The organism is Plantibacter lichenum, from assembly GCF_050587525.1.
In the GTDB taxonomy this organism is placed as follows: domain Bacteria; phylum Actinomycetota; class Actinomycetes; order Actinomycetales; family Microbacteriaceae; genus Plantibacter.
Genome location: NZ_JBOBFT010000010.1, coordinates 105,924 through 120,599 on the forward strand (window position 1 = coordinate 105,924; position 14,676 = coordinate 120,599).

Here is a 14,676-nt window from a genome sequence, read left to right on the forward strand (position 1 = left end):
CGCGCCGCCGTCGGGCTATGCGGGCACTCCCGCGGCGCGCACGGGCAGACTCACGCTGAGGCGGAACCCGTCGGGCACTCGTTCGGCGCGGACGTCACCGCCGTGGGCTTCGACGATGCCGCGGACGATCGCGAGCCCGAGACCGGCGCCCGTCGACCCGCCCGCCTCAGCGTCGGGCGTGCGAGCGAGGCTGGCCCGCCACCCCACCTCGAACATGCGCCCGAGGTCTTCCGTGTCCACACCGCTCCCCTGGTCGAGCACGCTCAACACGAGCCGGTCGGCATCGCTGCGCTGGGCGGACACGAGGATCACCGAGCCGCTCGGCGCGTGCCGGATGCCGTTCGTCAGGAGGTTGTGGACGACCCGGGTCAGCTCGTGGGGATCGGCGAACAGCATGTGCCCGTCGACACCGGCCTGCGCGATGCGGATGCCGCGGGCTGCGGCGAGCGGCTGGACGTCGGCGACGGCGTCGGACACGACGTCGAGCAGATCGATCGATTCGAGCCGGAGCCGCAGGGTTCCGCTGTGCAGCTTCGAGAGTTCGAAGAGGTCGTCGACCAGCCGATTCATGGTGTCCGCCTGCACCCGGATTTGCTTCGTGTACGCGGTCGGATCCGGTGCGGTCCCGGCGTCGAGGGCTTCGGCGAGCGCCCGCATCCCCGTCAGCGGCGTGCGGAGATCGTGGGAGATCCAGGCGAAGAACTGGCTGCGCGCAGCATCGAGCCGTTCGACCTCGGCCCGTGCCGCCGCAAGCCGTTCGGACGCCTCCGCGAGTTGCGTGGACACCTCCGTGAGTTCCTTCCAGCCGCGGGTGTCCGCATCGACGACATCGCCCTGACCCACGCGGCGAGCCGAATCGCGGAGCGCCACGATCGACGAGCGCGCGGCACGTGCGGTGAACAGTGCGGCGACGAGGCTCATGGTCGCGGACACCCCGACGACCCAGAACAGCACGTGCAGGTCGTGCTGCGACAAGTACATCTGGGCGGCGATGGCGATGGTGGAGCACACGATGGAGACGATCGCCGCGACCGTCACGACGGCGAACTGCGATGCGACCGAGCCGCGACGGTTCAGGTACAGCACCAGGAATGCGAGCCCCGCGACGACGCCGGTGCACCCGGCCGTCGTCACGACGATGAGCCACAGGTCGGATCCGCTCAGCATGGGGCCACCCCGCTCACGACGCCCCCTGCGTTCCTGCCCCGACGGTGAAGCGGTACCCCGCGCCCCACTCGGTGAGCAGGAAGCACGGCAGGTGCGGATCACGTTCGATCTTCTCGCGCAGGCGGCGCACGTGCACCGTGACCGTCGACGCCTCGCCGAACGTCCATCCCCACACCTCGCGCAGGATCTCGTCGCGCGTCAGCACGCGGTCGGGGTGCCGGAGGAGGAAGTGGAACAGTTCGTACTCTCGGGCGGTGAGGGTGATCTCTCGTCCGTCGGCCCAGATGCGGCGATGCGCGGGGTCGATGCGGAACGGGCCGACCGCGAACGGGGCGGCCGAACCGTGGGCGGTGCCGTTGCGTCGCACGATCGCCCCGATCCGCAGGTGCAGCTCCCGGAGGGCGAACGGCTTGGCGATGTAGTCGTCCGCGCCGAATTCGAGACCGTTGATGCGCTCCTCGACCGCGTCGAGCGCGGTGAGCATGATGATCGGCACGTGCGGGGACCGGGTCCGGATCTCCCGGCAGAGTTCATCGCCGCTCATGCCAGGCAGCATCCGGTCGAGGACGATGACGTCGGGGAGTGCCTCTCGCAGGGCTTCGCGGGCGCTCATTCCGTCACCGTATTGCGACACCGTGTACCCGTCGGCGCGAAGGTAGTCGCCGACCACCGCGAGCACGGTCGGGTCGTCCTCGACCAGCATCACCTGTGGTCCAGGTGGGATCGTGCTCTCGTTCATGGTCTTCGTTCCATCGCTCGTGCAAGCGCTTGTGCAGGCGCTCATGCAGGGGCTCGTTTCGGCCCCGCGGTCAGGCTAGTCTCGCTGCCTGCGCGAGCCTGGGAGCGAGTTCTTACGGTGCTGAAAGAACTCGATTCCGCCCGAACCGCCGTGCGTAACTTCGATCCCGTCGCCAGCCGATCTCCGGTCGGGCGGCACCATCGATCCCTCACGAGAAAGTACGTCAGCATGCGCAGAACAGCATTCGTCGGCGGGGCCCTCATCGCCCTCGCACTCACCCTCACCGCCTGTGGAGCTCCCAGCGGCACCGCTGCTGATTCGTCATCGGCACCGAAGTCTTCCTCGTCGGCGCAGGCCATGTCCGAGTCGACGGCACAGCGCACCGGCGCGTTCGAGGGGCTCAACGACAAGAAGGTCCAAGGCTCCGTGACCGTCGACGGCAGCGAGATCGTCCTCTCGGGGTTCTCCTCCGATGAGGGCCCCGACCTGCACGTGTACCTGACGAACGGCACGGACGAGGCCGCGGTCTCCGCCGGCAAGCAGATCGATGCCGTCTCCTACGACACGGCGTCGCAGACGTTCACGCTCGACGGCGTCGACGCGGCTTCGTTCAACACCGTCGTCATCCACTGCGACAAGGCCAAGGCGGTCTTCGGCGCCGCAGCACTGAAATGAGCAGGCCCACCACGCTGACGCTCGTCGCACCGGTGCTCGCCGGTGCGACGAGGGTCGCCCTCGGGGTCCTGTGGATGAACGAGGGCCTGCTGAAGTTCCGTGCCGGATTCGGCGGCGCGGACATCCTCCTCGTGGCGAACAGCGCGGAGTCCAACAGTCGTGTCCCGGAGTACTTCACAGCCTTCGCCGGCTTCGCGCTCCAGGGAGCTCCGGGCCTCTTCGGGTTCGTGATGCCGCTCCTCGAGCTGGGGCTGGGCATCGCTCTCGTCCTCGGGGCCCTCACCCTCCCGTCCGCGCTCATGTCCGTCCTCACACTCACGCTGTACTGGTCTGCGGATCAACTCATCGGCGAGTACCCGGTCATGGTCGTGTTGTCCGCGATCGTCATCGCCGTCCCGATCGCCGCCTCACGCTTCTCCGTCACGACACTCGTCGAACGGCTCGTGCGTCGAAACCGTCCGGACGCGGTCGGGGCCCCTGTGGCCCTCCGTCGATGGCTGTAGCGTGTCGGACCCCTCCTGATACACTCGACGCCTGCCCAGCTCCGTAGCTGCGGGCGGTCCAGTTCATCCGGTGCTCACTGCACGTCACGCATCCACTGCACGTCAAGCATCCAATGCCTGTCAAGCATCCAGCGCCCGGTGCACGGAGATCCGAGGCTCGAAACCTCCAGCGACTTCAGTACGCAGAAGCCTGGAGGTTTCTTCATGTCCAGATTGTCCGATTCTCCCGCTGCCCGATGGTGGGCGCTCGGGGTCCTCGCCATGACCCAGTTGGTCGTCGTCCTCGACACGACCATCGTCACGATCGCCCTCCCGCAGGCGCAGACCGAACTCGGGATGTCCGACGGCGAACGCCAATGGGTGGTGACGGCCTACGCACTCGCGTTCGGCGCCCTCCTCCTGCTCGGCGGTCGCGTCGCCGACTACTGGGGCCGCAAGCGCACCTTCATGGTCGGTATGCTCGGCTTCGGCGCGGCATCGCTCTGGGGCGGTCTCGCGCAGAGCGGACTCGAGCTCATCATCGCCCGTGGCGTCCAGGGCGCGTTCGCGGCCCTGCTCGCTCCGGCCGCGCTCGCGATGGTCACGGTGACGTTCACGCACGGCCGCGAGCGCAACATCGCGTTCGCCATCTTCGGGACCGTCGCCGGGACGGGTGCTGCGATCGGGCTGCTCCTCGGCGGTGTGCTGACCGAGTTCGCCGATTGGCGTTGGTGCCTCCTCGTCAACCTCGTGTTCGTCGCCATCGGCATGGTCGGCGGCGCGCTGCTCCTCCACGAGAGCAAGGCGGAGGGCGAGAACCGGTACGACGTGTGGGGGTCGGTCACGGTCATCCTCGGCCTCGGTTCGCTCGTCTACGGTTTCACGCTCGCCGAGCACGGCTGGGGGTCGCTCGACACGGTCGGCTTCCTCGCCCTCGGTGTGCTCCTGCTCGTCGCGTTCGTGGTGATCGAGCGGCGGGTCGCCCAGCCGCTCCTGCCGCTTCGCGTGGTCGTGAACCGGGTCCGCGGCGGTGCGATCCTCATCCAGTTGGCGATCGGTTCGATCATGATCGGCGCGCTCCTGTACCTGACGTTCTACTTCCAGATCGTGCTCGGCATGGGTCCGCTCGTCTCGGGTCTCGCGAACCTCGCGATGACGGTCGTCATCATGGGGTGCACGCCGCTCACGACGATGCTCCTGAACCGGTTCGGGCCTCGCCCGTTGATGATCATCGGTCCGCTGTTCGCAGCCGCCGGCATGTTCACGCTGCTCGGGATCACCGCAGACGGCAACTACTTCGTCCAGGTGCTCCCCGCCCTCGTGCTCCTCGGGATCGGTCTGTCGATGCTGTTCGTGCCCTTGCAGAACCTGGCGCTGTCGGGTGTCGAGCGGGAGGACGCCGGTGTCGCGTCGGCCGTGGTGAACTCGGCGTTCCACATCGGCGGTTCGATCGGTCTGGCCGTCTTCACGGTATTCGGGACGTCGGCGACGGCGACCGCTCTCGCTGCGGGTTCCGATCAGCTGGTCGCGTTCACAGACGGCTACCGTGCCGTGTTCCTGGCCGCCGGCGTCACGATGGTCGTCGCTGCCGCCGTCGGTTTCGGACTCATCCGTGGTCGAAAAGACGAGCTGATGCCGGCGCACGCCGAGCCCGCCCTGACTCACTAGCTCCGTCCCCTCGCCCCGCCCTCACCCTTCCGTTCGTCGGTGCCGTGTTGCTGTTCGCAGTCCCCGCGGACCGCATCGCGGCACCGACGAGCAGGGCGGCCAGGTTGACATGCGAGATTACTCGTGCGAGAGTAATCACATGTCCTCGATACGGTTGTTCATCCTCGCGTCCTTCGCCGAGCACGGAGAGATGCACGGCCACCAGATGCGCCGCGAAGCAGAGCGCAACTATGTGGACCTGTGGACCGACATTACGGTCGGCGCCGTCTACGGAGCACTCAAACGCCTCGTGACGGAGGGGCTCCTCGAGGAGGTCGAGCGCGAGCACATCGGCAACCGTCCGGCCCGCCAGACCTACCGCCTGAGCGATGCCGGCCGCGAGGCACTCGCCGAAGCGCGGACCCACGCGATGAGCGACATCTGGTTCAAGTTCGACCCCTTCGACCTGGGCCTCACGCGAGTCGCCCCGGACGACATCGAGCGGCTCCCTGAGCTGCTGCAAGCCCGACTCGCAGCGCTGAGGGAGCTCCTCGAGGAGACCCGGACGGTCAACGAGAACGCGCGTAGCCACATCACCCTCACCGAGCGATGGGCGCTCGACCACACCGAACACCGTCTGCAGTCCGAGGTGGAGTGGCTCGGACGCCTGCTCGACGCGGCGCCGGAGATCGTCGCGGAAGAGCTCGCGATCCGCTCCGGCGAGCAGCCCCGCCCGGTTCGCGGTCGCGAGTAGTTCGCGGCGTCCCGCACCCCGGATCACACCCCACCACACCCCACACCCACACCCACACCCACACCCACACCCCACACCCCGCTCACTCTTCCGTGGCCCTCACGGAGGAGCCTTCAGCGTGCCCGAATGCACGCTCACCAGCCCAGAAAGGGCTTCGTCATGTCTGCAACCGCCTCCCCATCCGAGTCCAGATCCCCGTCCACCGACATCCGCCCGTTCGAACTCCGCATCCCGAACCGCCAGCTGTCCGATCTGCGGAACCGTCTGGACCACGTCCGTTGGCCGGATCGTGAGACCGATGCGAGCCACGGTCCGTCGCTCGCCACGATGCAGTCACTCGTCGCCCGTTGGAAGGATGGCTACGACTGGCGCGTCGTCGAACGTGAGCTCAACGACCTCGGGCAGTTCGTCACCACGATCGACGGGCTCGACATCCACTTCCTCCACGTCCGCTCCCCCGAGCCGGACGCGCTCCCCCTGATCCTCACGCACGGCTGGCCCGGCTCGGTGCTCGAGTTCCGCAAGGTCATCGGCCCACTGACGGACCCGGCGGCCCACGGCGGCGACCCGCGCCAGGCGTTCCACGTCGTCGTCCCGTCCCTGCCCGGTTTCGCATTTTCGGACAAGCCGACGTCGACCGGCTGGGGATTCCCGCGCATCGCCGATGCGTGGATCACGCTCATGGACCGACTCGGCTACGACCGGTGGGCGGCTCAGGGCGGCGACCTCGGCGCGGCGGTGACCGAGGAGATCGCGCAGAAGGCCCCCGAGGCGCTCGTCGGCATCAACCTCAACTTCGCGATGCTGTTCCCCACCCCGCACGAGATCGCGGACGCGACACCCGAGGAGCAGGCGCTCCTCGCGGCTGCCGGCAGCACGCTGCAGGGCTACTTCGGGATGCAGTCGGAGAGCCCGCAGACGATCGGCTACTCCCTCGCCGACTCGCCCGTGGGTCTCGCCGCATGGATCACGGCCGTCGTCCAGGACAACGTTGGAACGAGGGGCGATGCGCTGGGCTCCCTCACCGTGGACGAGCTGCTCGATGACATCACCCTCTACTGGCTCACCAACACGGGCACGTCGTCGGCCCGTTCGTACTGGGAGATGATGCGCAATGGTTGGTGGCCGCCGGTCTCCGCCGAGCACCCCGTCACGGTTCCCGCCGGCTTCAGCTGGTTCCCGGGCGAGCACCAGCGGAAGTCGCGTCGATGGGTGGACAGCCGCTACACGAACGTCGTCCACTTCAACGAGGCACCGGCCGGCGGGCACTTCGCCGCGCTCGAACAGCCCGGCCACTTCGTCGAAGAACTGCGCGCGAGCTTCTCGACGCTCCGCTGAGCGCGAGGGCTCACCGGGTCGAGAGCACCCGCAGCGACGGGAGCGGCCGGCCGCGGAGAAACGCCCGCACCTGACGCACCCTGCGCTGCAGCCCCCACGCGGTGACCTTGCAGAGGGACTCGGTGACGATCCCACCGCTCATCTTGGACTCGCCGGTCACCCGTTCCGTGAAGGTGATCGGCGTCTCCACGACGCTGAGGCCGTGCTGCAAGGCGCGCCAGAGCAGGTCGACCTGGAAGCAGTACCCCTGCGAGGACACCTCGTCGAGGTCGATGGTGCGCAGCGCGTCCGCACGGAACGCACGGAATCCACCCGTGGCATCGGCGACCCCGATGCCGAGTGCGAGCCGCGTGTAGACGTTGCCGCCCCGACTCAGGAGCAGCCGGTGCAGCGGCCAGTTCTCGACCTCGCCGCCCGGAACCCAGCGGGATCCGAGCGCCAGGTCGTGCCGGCCCAGCAGCCCGAGCAGCCGCGGCAGGTCCTCGGGGTGGTGGGATCCGTCGGCGTCCATCTCGACGATCGCGTCGTAGCCGCGGGCGAGCGCCCAGGCGAAGCCGACGAGGTAGGCCCCGCCGAGGCCGTCCTTCACGGCACGGTGGAACACGTGGATGCGCGGTTCCGTCGCGGCCAGCTCGTCGGCGAGCCGACCGGTGCCGTCCGGGGAATCGTCGTCGACGACGAGGATGTCAATGCCGGGGTTCGCGAGCGTGCGCTCGACGATGGGGCGCAGGTTCTCGACTTCGTTGTACGTGGGGATGATCACGATCGGACGCTGGACGTTCACGGGGTGCCTTTCGATGGTGTCTGCACGAGACTCGCGAACACGATGTAGTTGTTCGCATAGCTGCCGGCGGCATCGTCGTACGGCCCGTTGCAGGTGATGAGCCGCAGTTGGGCGTCCGGCGTCGGGCCGTAGACCTGCGCGGTGGGGAAGGTCTGCTTCTCGACGTCGATGGCGCTGTCGACCGCGAAGGTCGAACTGCTGCCGTCGGACAGGGTGACGACGATCCGGTCGCCGGGCACGAGTTCCTTGAGGTGGGCGAACACCGCCTCCCGGAGGGTCGTGTCGAGGTGCCCGGCGATGACCGCGGGGCCGACGCGCCCGGGAAGGACGCCGGCACGATACCAGCCGGCATCGGCCCATTCGACCGGTGGCTGGAGGACGCCGGCCGCATCGCGTTCGAGTGGTTCAGTGGCCGCGTCCACACTGATCGCCGGGATCTGCACCCGGCTCACGGCGAGGTCGGCGACGTCGGCCGGGGCACCGGTCGAAGCGACCGGATCCTGCTTGCCGTCGGCCGATCCGATGCTGCTGGACGAGGGAGTGGCCGCCGGCGAGGGACCGGCCGCCCCGGACGCACACCCGACGAGGAGCAGCCCGGCCGCGACGAACGCGGCTGCCGATGCCACCAGCCTTCCCGGCCGGCGCATCACGATCCACTCCCGGAGCCGAGCGTCCCGCATCCGCCGAGGCTGTCCGAAGCGAGCAGCAGCGGGCTGAGCGCGGACCACGCCGCACCGAAGTAGCTCGGCACGTCCTGCGCGAGCGCATCGGCGGTTCGGAGATCCTTCGACGCATCGGCCGTGTTGCCGACGGCCACCCGCGCAGCGGCACGTGCCTGCAGGGCGAGCGGATGACGGTCCTCGGTCATGGGCGATCCACCGAGGTCCGTCTCTGCTGCGATTCCGATGGTCCGGCCGAGGGTCGACGCGAGCCGTCCCGCGAGCGCGACGTCCGCAGGCTCGCACGACTCCGCGTAGCGCAACGGGAGCCGCGCGGCGTCGTAGCCGTAGCGGACGCTCTTGCCCTTTCCTGCTGCGCCCGGCATCGCATCGACGGATCCGTCGGCGTGGACCTGCGCCCAGTCCGGCGGGAGGGGGCTCTCGTCGAGGAGCGCGGCCGTGACGGCCGCGGACCCGGCTTCGAGTTCCGCCCAGCGGGGATCGCCGGTCGCCTCGCCGAGCACCGAGAAGGCGACGGGCGATGCGTAGGACGGGTTGTACGCGTACGGTTCGGTCGCAGCGGCCCACATGCCCGGAAGCAGGATCCTGCCGGCGGCGGTCTGCGCGGTCATCCGATCCGCGATCAGTCCCGCGAGCGCGACGCCGGCCGTTGTGAAGGACGGCTCCTGGAATCGGTCGCCAGCGATGACGAGCGCTCGGGCCGCGTCGAGGTCGCCGTCGCTCGCGGGTTCGTCGTCGACCACCTTGCCGTCCGCCCATCGCCAGGCGAGGAGTCCGTCCGGGCGCTGCAGGTTCGCTTCGGTCCAGTCCCAGATCTCGGTGAACGCGTCCTGGTCGCCGACCCCCGCGGCGACGAGCAGCCCGTAGGCCTGCCCCTCGCTCACGGTGTCGTCGCCCTGGTCGCGGCGGACGACACGGCCGTCGTCGACCCAGTCGTCCAAGAAGTCCCTGGCCGCCTGCGCACCGTCCCGCGGGTCCTGCTCGGTCGGTGTGCCCTGGCTCGGGGTGAGCGTGGTGTTCGCCCCGTCCGACCCCTCTGGCGAGGATCCGCCCGGGAATCCGGTCATGGCCGAGGCGATCACCGCGGTCGTCGCGACTGCGGCGACCGCGGTGACGGTGATCCCGATCGTGCGTCGGGTCGACACGATCAGCTCACCGCCGTCCGCAGCTCAGTGACGACGGCGCGGATCGCGGCGCTGAGAGCACCGGCAGCCGATGCTTCGGGTGCACCAGCTGCGTCGTGCCGTTCCTGCTGCTTGGCGAGTCCTCCGCCGCCGGTCTCGACGGGTCCGGTCGGGGCGTCGCCCGCGGCCGAGCTGTCGAGCACGGGCATGAGGGTGATGCCGCCGGAGGCGTTGTCGAGGACGAACAGGGTGCTCACGGTGCCGGGGGCGAGGTCGACGGATGCCGAGGCCTCCTGCTTGCCACCAGTGAGTTCGAGGTTCCAGGGTCCTGCGGGGACGCTCGCGTACCCCGTCGCCGTTCCCGTCGCGGCGCGCTTGGCGATCGGGGTTCCCGTGGACGTGCTGACGTCGACCGAGGAGACCTCGGTCGAGGCCTGGATGAGCCGGATGCGCGCCGAGCCTTCGGCCGGGCCGGTCAGGTCGTCGACGAACACCTTCGTCTGGAGCTTCGTGTTGGGTCCGTACGCCGCGACCGTCGCGGCCTCCCCCTGCGTGATCGTCACGTTCGTGCTGATCATCGCCTTGGTGCTCGTGGGCGATCCGGCAGGCACCATCGACACCACGTACGTGCCGGCGGCGAGGTCGGTGTAGGGGGACACCTGGCCGTAGGCGACGTTCTTCAATTCGAAGACCGTCGCTCCCCCGGCGAGCGCCGAGAGTTTCACGTCGACCGTCTTCGTGTCGGCGGAGAGGTGGCCGACACGGATCCAGCCGGAGCCGGACTGCGCTTCGGTGCCGGCCGCCTCCTGCGCTCCCGTGGTGGCGGCCGCGGATGCTGCGGTCGCTGCCGTGCTGCCGAAGCCGACGAGCGCTGCGGCGGTGAGCCCCGCGATGCCGGCGGCGATGAACCGTCTGGTGGTGGATGTCCTCATGGGATGTCTCCTGTTCTGTGGGTTCTTCATGTGCGGGAGTCCGCGTCTGCGGAGATCCGCGTCGTGCTGGTCTGCTGCTGGGATCGTTCGGCCGGGGCGCTCTGTCAGAGCACGTCCGGTTCCACAACGGAGTACTGGATGCGCACCCCTGCCGCGGTGGTCGTGACCCGCTCCGGCGCATACGTCCCGGTGATCGAGCGGAGCGATGCCGCGAGCCCGCGATCGCCGTCCGCATCGCCCGTGGTCACCACGGCCGTACGACGCACTTCGCCGGTCTCCCCCGCGAGCACGGGCGTGTCGACGAGTTGCAGCGGGGTCGTCGCGAGCGTCTGGCCGAGGACGACGAGCAGGCGACTGTCGAGCTGACCGTCCGCGATCGTCTGCCCGGCATCGGATGCGGTCCGCAACGACGGGTTCACGAGCAGCTGCGAGCCGACCAGCGACCGCTCGGAGGCGGCGGCCGCCTCCTGCTGCTTGGCCGCGTCGACACCGTCCCGTTCGATCCGGCGCACCTCGACGGCCTGCGTTCCGGACCCGAAGGTCGCGATCAGTTCGGAGTTCTCGATCGCACCCTTGACCTCGGGGAACGTGGTCGGGAAGGTCCGCATCGAATCCGTCGTGACGATGTAATCGGAGTCGCGCCACCCGTTCGGCGACTTCGCCTGGACGGCGGAGTCGGTGTCCATCTTGTAGTACCAGATGACGTTGTCGCGGTCGAAGCCGGCGTCGACGAGGTCGACCCACATCGCGTCGTCGACGATGACCCTGGAGTCCTTCGGCACGTTCGCCTGCACCCAGGTCTGGGCCTGTCGGACGGGCTTGTCGAGATCGGCGAGGAGGAATCCGCGCAGTTGCGCCGCAGTGTTCGGGACGGCGACGACCGCAGCCGCGAGCACGGCGGCGCCCCAGGCCACGGCGATCGTCCGACGGCGGCGGCGGACCCCTGCTGAGACCGCTTCGCGGGACCGGAAGCGCTTGATCGCGGCATCGGTCACCCCGAAGACGAGGATCGTGAGGAACGGGAGCGCCATGATCACGTACGGGACGGGCAGATACCCGCCCGGACGCAGCATGAACAGGCCGAGGAACACGACGAACGCCGCGATGGGACGGAACCGGCGGAGGAACAGGGCGACGACCGCAGCCGCACCACCCAGCACGAGGAGGACGGCGTCGAGCTGCCACCACATCGACAGGGTCTTCGCGGACAGGCTCTCCGGATCGAAGACCGATCCGCTCGCCACCCGGTTCGCGAGCTGGAAGAACACACCGCCGAGCAGGCTCACCCGGTCCGCGCCGGGCACGAGCTCGCCTTTGATGAGGGCGAACAGCACGTACGCGGCACCGATGACGACGACGATCGTCGCGGCGACGGGAAGCGTGTACCGACGGGTCTCCTTGCGCGCCGCACGCCACATCGTCCAGGCGAGGAACGGCAGGGCGAGCAGGAACGTCTCCTTGCTGAGGACGGCGATCGCGAACGCCGCGCCGGAGGCCGCGAAGCCGACGAGCTGGTTCCGTTTCACCGTCGCCAGGACGAACGCGGCCAGGAGCCACGGCACGGCGACGTTGTCGAGGTACACCGTCCGGTGGAACTGCACGGCGAGCGGCGAGATCGCGAAGACGAGTGCGGCACCGGCCGCCATCGGACGGCTGAGACGCACCCGACGGGCGAGGACCCAGACGAGTACGACCGAGATCATCGTGGCGACGAGCATCGCCTCCCGAGCGGCGATGACCGCGATGTCGTAGCGGTCGAAGGCTCCCGTGAGGCCCGTGTACGCCGCGATCTGCAGCCAGCCGAGCGGCGGGTGGTCGTACCAATAGGTGTAATGGGCGAGTTCGCCGAGCTTGAGGACGGACCAGGCCTGCGCCGTGTAGGTGCCCTCGTCGTCGATGCGTTGGGGCGAACCGCCCATGTTCATCGCCTGTACGACGGCGGCTATCGCGAGGACCGGGAGCAGGAACGCGAAGCTCCGCCCGTTGCGGTCGAGCCAGCGGCGGAATGCTCCCGGGCCGCGCGGGGCGGGCGGGCCGGAGGCGATCCAGTCGAGTGCGTTGTGCCCGGCCGACGTCGGCGACGCGTTCGCGGGCGGCGTCACGTCCGGACGCTCGAGGATGCCGGTCATCGGGTGCTCCCGTTCTGGAGGGCGAGCTCGGAGGCCGCGGGGACGACGACGACGGGAAGGACGGGTGCTGCTGCAGGCTCATCTGCCCGGTGCGCACCGGTGTGCTCCGTCTTCTCCCACGAGTGGTCGCCCTTCCACTCACGGAAGACGGAGCGCACGGCGGCCAGGCCGAGGAAGATCTGGTACGGGAACGTGCCGAGGATGAGGCGCGCGTAGTCGCGGAACCGCACCTTCTGCCCGTAGAGCCTTCCGAACTCGCCGAGCCCGGAGGCTTCGACGGCGAGCGTCACGATGGTCGGTGCGAGCGGGATGAAGGTGAGGAGCGCGATGGGCGCGGGCACCTTCGCGAAAAGGACGAGCAGGACTGACACGGGGATGAGGAGTCCGGTCGCGGCCTGGAGGAACGGCATCGCGAGCAGGTAGCGGGCGAACATGCGCTGGCGCAGGGTCGGCAGTTTCCGCCACTCGCCCTTCTTCAGGACCTGCAGGAAGCCCTGGTTCCAACGGGTGCGCTGCTTGTACAGCGAGGCGAGCGATCCGGGCGTCTCCTCACGGGTGACGACCTCCGGGCTGTACGCGACGACGACCTTCGCCCCCGCGCTCGATAGGCGGACGCCGAGCTCGCAGTCCTCCGCGAGACAGTCCGCGTCCCAGCCCTCCGACCAGTCCAGCCACGACTTCTTCACGAAGACCGTGTTGCCGCCGAGTGGGATGAAGCGCGAGTTCGCGTGGAAGTGGAGACGTGAGCGGAACCAGAAGTAATACTCGAGCACGTTCCGGAGCGACCACCAGCTCGTCTGGAAGTTCATCAGTTGGACGCCGCCCTGGACGACGTCGGCATCGGTCTCGGTGAAGCGGGAGTCGACGAGGGTGAGCAGCCGAGGGTGCACCTCGTCCTCCGCGTCGAAGACGCCCACGACATCGCCGCGCGCGATCTGCAGCGCGCGGTTGAGCGCTTTCGGCTTGTTCTTCGGGACGCTGTCGTCGACGACGACCGTGATGAGATCGGGATGCCGCGCTTGCGCCTCACGGACGACGCGTTCCGTTCCGGGGTCGTCGTGTCCGACGATCGCGATGATCTCGAAGTCCGGGTGGTCCTGCTGGGCGAGGCGGTCGAGGGTCTGACCCATGACCTCTTCCTCGTGCCGTCCGGGGACGAGGAGCGTGAAGGATCGCTGCGCTGGGAGCGGATTGGCCGAGAAGCCTGTGTTCTTCAGGTGTCCCGTGGACCGCCAGGCGTGGAGCATCCAGTAGAGGGTCGTGACGGCGATGATCGTGAGCGCTGCGGCGAAGAGCAGCATCGTCGAGTAGCCGATCCATTCGCCGATGCCCCAGGTTCCCGCATCGGCGACAGCGGATGGATCGATGGCGGAACCGCGGTTGGGCAGCGGCGCCGGTGCGACGGGGGCTGGCGTGAGGAGCGGTGTGGGCACGAGGGCGAGCAGGGCGGTGACGGACATCAGGAGACTCCTCCGATGGGGGCTGTGGTGCTCGGGACGGGACCGGACTGGGCGGGACGGGACTGGGCGGGGCTGGCTGTGACGGCACTCGTCGAGACGGCGCTCGAGCTCGGCCGACGGAACACGAGGTACCGGTAGGCGAGGAAGCGGAAGGTCATCCCGAGGAGCAGGCCCACGCCGTTGCCCGCGATGTTGTCGGCGAGCGTCGAGGTGAAGCCGAAGAGGTAGTGGGACACGAAGAGGCACAGTGCTGCGATGCCGAGGCCGATGACGTTCATGAGCGCGAAGAGGGCGCCCTCGCGCCAGACGGCTCGCTTCCTGCCGCCTGCCGTGTCGGCCTGCGGGTCCCGTCCTCGCTGTTCACGGAAGGTGAGCGCGCGGTTGCCGAGCCAGGCGACGAGGGTCGCGACGGCGACGGAGATGACCTTCGCGCCGATGGGCTTGTCGTCGAGGAGTGTGGAGCGTAGGACGTTGTAGATGCCGACGTCGACGACGAAGGCGACCCCTCCGACGAGTCCGAAGGAGACGAGCTGGTGTAGGAGCGAGGGCAGTCGTCGCTTCGCGACCGCAGGCTCAGGCGCGGGCTCAAGAAGAGGCGCAGGCGCAAGAGCAGGCGCGGCGATCGTCGTCACACGGGTGCTGGGGGTTGTGGCTGGTGCGGTTCGGACTGGGATGGGGGGCGCGACGGAAGGTTCGGTCTTCACGGTCATGGTGCCGGGTTCGGGGCTTCTCCGACATCGGTTTGGGTGTTCTTCGGCGCTGTGA

Annotated in this window: 14 protein-coding genes; 5 read left to right on the forward strand and 9 right to left on the reverse strand. The window is 69.0% G+C overall.

Translation table 11 applies throughout. The features are described from left to right. Nucleotides 1-15: 15 nt before the first annotated feature. Nucleotides 16-1,167 carry a sensor histidine kinase gene (locus ACQ3HB_RS14510; protein ID WP_430920823.1) on the reverse strand — a complete coding sequence of 384 codons (1,152 nt, stop codon included), beginning with the start codon at nt 1,165-1,167 and terminating at the stop codon, nt 16-18. A 13-nt stretch (nt 1,168-1,180) separates the two neighbouring features. Then, nucleotides 1,181-1,906, reverse strand: coding sequence for a response regulator transcription factor (locus ACQ3HB_RS14515; RefSeq protein ID WP_430920824.1), 726 nt, complete (start codon nt 1,904-1,906; stop codon nt 1,181-1,183). Nucleotides 1,907-2,134: 228 nt separating this feature from the next. On the opposite strand from ACQ3HB_RS14515, the gene ACQ3HB_RS14520 reads away from it, so the two are divergent. The 5 genes from ACQ3HB_RS14520 to ACQ3HB_RS14540 all read left to right on the forward strand — a co-directional run bounded on the left by ACQ3HB_RS14520 (nt 2,135) and on the right by ACQ3HB_RS14540 (nt 6,802). Next, nucleotides 2,135-2,581, forward strand: coding sequence for a DM13 domain-containing protein (locus ACQ3HB_RS14520; protein WP_430920826.1), 447 nt, complete (start codon nt 2,135-2,137; stop codon nt 2,579-2,581). Beyond that, on the forward strand, nt 2,578-3,084 hold the full coding sequence (locus ACQ3HB_RS14525; RefSeq protein WP_430920827.1) for a hypothetical protein: 507 nt from the start codon (nt 2,578-2,580) through the stop codon (nt 3,082-3,084). The genes ACQ3HB_RS14520 and ACQ3HB_RS14525 overlap by 4 nt, the downstream gene beginning before the upstream one ends. A 204-nt stretch (nt 3,085-3,288) precedes the next feature. Next, on the forward strand, nt 3,289-4,731 hold the full coding sequence (locus tag ACQ3HB_RS14530) for an MFS transporter (RefSeq protein ID WP_430920830.1): 1,443 nt from the start codon (nt 3,289-3,291) through the stop codon (nt 4,729-4,731). Nucleotides 4,732-4,870: 139 nt separating this feature from the next. Beyond that, nucleotides 4,871-5,464 carry a PadR family transcriptional regulator gene (locus ACQ3HB_RS14535; protein ID WP_430920832.1) on the forward strand — a complete coding sequence of 198 codons (594 nt, stop codon included), beginning with the start codon at nt 4,871-4,873 and terminating at the stop codon, nt 5,462-5,464. A 159-nt stretch (nt 5,465-5,623) separates the two neighbouring features. Beyond that, nucleotides 5,624-6,802 carry an epoxide hydrolase family protein gene (locus tag ACQ3HB_RS14540; RefSeq protein WP_430920834.1) on the forward strand — a complete coding sequence of 393 codons (1,179 nt, stop codon included), beginning with the start codon at nt 5,624-5,626 and terminating at the stop codon, nt 6,800-6,802. A gap of 10 nt (nt 6,803-6,812) precedes the next feature. On the opposite strand, the gene ACQ3HB_RS14545 is transcribed toward ACQ3HB_RS14540, so the two are convergent. From ACQ3HB_RS14545 to ACQ3HB_RS14575, 7 genes are all read right to left on the reverse strand, one after another. Further along, complete coding sequence (locus tag ACQ3HB_RS14545) at nt 6,813-7,586, reverse strand: polyprenol monophosphomannose synthase (protein ID WP_430920836.1); 774 nt, start codon at nt 7,584-7,586, stop codon at nt 6,813-6,815. Next, the gene (locus ACQ3HB_RS14550; protein ID WP_430920838.1) at nt 7,583-8,212 is read right to left on the reverse strand and encodes a sortase domain-containing protein; all 630 of its coding nucleotides are present in this window, start codon (nt 8,210-8,212) and stop codon (nt 7,583-7,585) included. Before ACQ3HB_RS14550 ends, ACQ3HB_RS14545 begins: the two co-directional genes overlap by 4 nt. A 20-nt stretch (nt 8,213-8,232) precedes the next feature. Continuing rightward, complete coding sequence (locus ACQ3HB_RS14555; RefSeq protein WP_430920840.1) at nt 8,233-9,411, reverse strand: glycosyl hydrolase family 8; 1,179 nt, start codon at nt 9,409-9,411, stop codon at nt 8,233-8,235. Between the two features lie 2 nt (nt 9,412-9,413). Beyond that, nucleotides 9,414-10,322, reverse strand: a complete 909-nt coding sequence (locus ACQ3HB_RS14560; protein WP_430920842.1) for a DUF4397 domain-containing protein — start codon at nt 10,320-10,322, stop codon at nt 9,414-9,416. A 104-nt stretch (nt 10,323-10,426) separates the two neighbouring features. Further along, nucleotides 10,427-12,451 carry an ArnT family glycosyltransferase gene (locus ACQ3HB_RS14565; RefSeq protein WP_430920844.1) on the reverse strand — a complete coding sequence of 675 codons (2,025 nt, stop codon included), beginning with the start codon at nt 12,449-12,451 and terminating at the stop codon, nt 10,427-10,429. Continuing rightward, nucleotides 12,448-13,911, reverse strand: a complete 1,464-nt coding sequence (locus ACQ3HB_RS14570; RefSeq protein WP_430920845.1) for a glycosyltransferase family 2 protein — start codon at nt 13,909-13,911, stop codon at nt 12,448-12,450. The genes ACQ3HB_RS14565 and ACQ3HB_RS14570 overlap by 4 nt, the downstream gene beginning before the upstream one ends. Continuing rightward, nucleotides 13,911-14,543 carry a GtrA family protein gene (locus ACQ3HB_RS14575; protein WP_430920846.1) on the reverse strand — a complete coding sequence of 211 codons (633 nt, stop codon included), beginning with the start codon at nt 14,541-14,543 and terminating at the stop codon, nt 13,911-13,913. The genes ACQ3HB_RS14570 and ACQ3HB_RS14575 overlap by 1 nt, the downstream gene beginning before the upstream one ends. Nucleotides 14,544-14,676: the final 133 nt, after the last annotated feature.

Excerpts from the sequence above, each read along its gene's own strand:
- ACQ3HB_RS14510 (WP_430920823.1), bottom strand. The coding sequence starts at position 1,167 with ATGCTGAGCGGATCCGACCTGTGGCTCATCGTCGTGACGACGGCCGGG.
- ACQ3HB_RS14515 (WP_430920824.1), bottom strand. The coding sequence starts at position 1,906 with ATGAACGAGAGCACGATCCCACCTGGACCACAGGTGATGCTGGTCGAG.
- ACQ3HB_RS14520 (WP_430920826.1), top strand. The coding sequence starts at position 2,135 with ATGCGCAGAACAGCATTCGTCGGCGGGGCCCTCATCGCCCTCGCACTC.
- ACQ3HB_RS14525 (WP_430920827.1), top strand. The coding sequence starts at position 2,578 with ATGAGCAGGCCCACCACGCTGACGCTCGTCGCACCGGTGCTCGCCGGT.
- ACQ3HB_RS14530 (WP_430920830.1), top strand. The coding sequence starts at position 3,289 with ATGTCCAGATTGTCCGATTCTCCCGCTGCCCGATGGTGGGCGCTCGGG.
- ACQ3HB_RS14535 (WP_430920832.1), top strand. The coding sequence starts at position 4,871 with ATGTCCTCGATACGGTTGTTCATCCTCGCGTCCTTCGCCGAGCACGGA.
- ACQ3HB_RS14540 (WP_430920834.1), top strand. The coding sequence starts at position 5,624 with ATGTCTGCAACCGCCTCCCCATCCGAGTCCAGATCCCCGTCCACCGAC.
- ACQ3HB_RS14560 (WP_430920842.1), bottom strand. The coding sequence starts at position 10,322 with ATGAGGACATCCACCACCAGACGGTTCATCGCCGCCGGCATCGCGGGG.
- ACQ3HB_RS14565 (WP_430920844.1), bottom strand. The coding sequence starts at position 12,451 with ATGACCGGCATCCTCGAGCGTCCGGACGTGACGCCGCCCGCGAACGCG.
- ACQ3HB_RS14570 (WP_430920845.1), bottom strand. The coding sequence starts at position 13,911 with ATGTCCGTCACCGCCCTGCTCGCCCTCGTGCCCACACCGCTCCTCACG.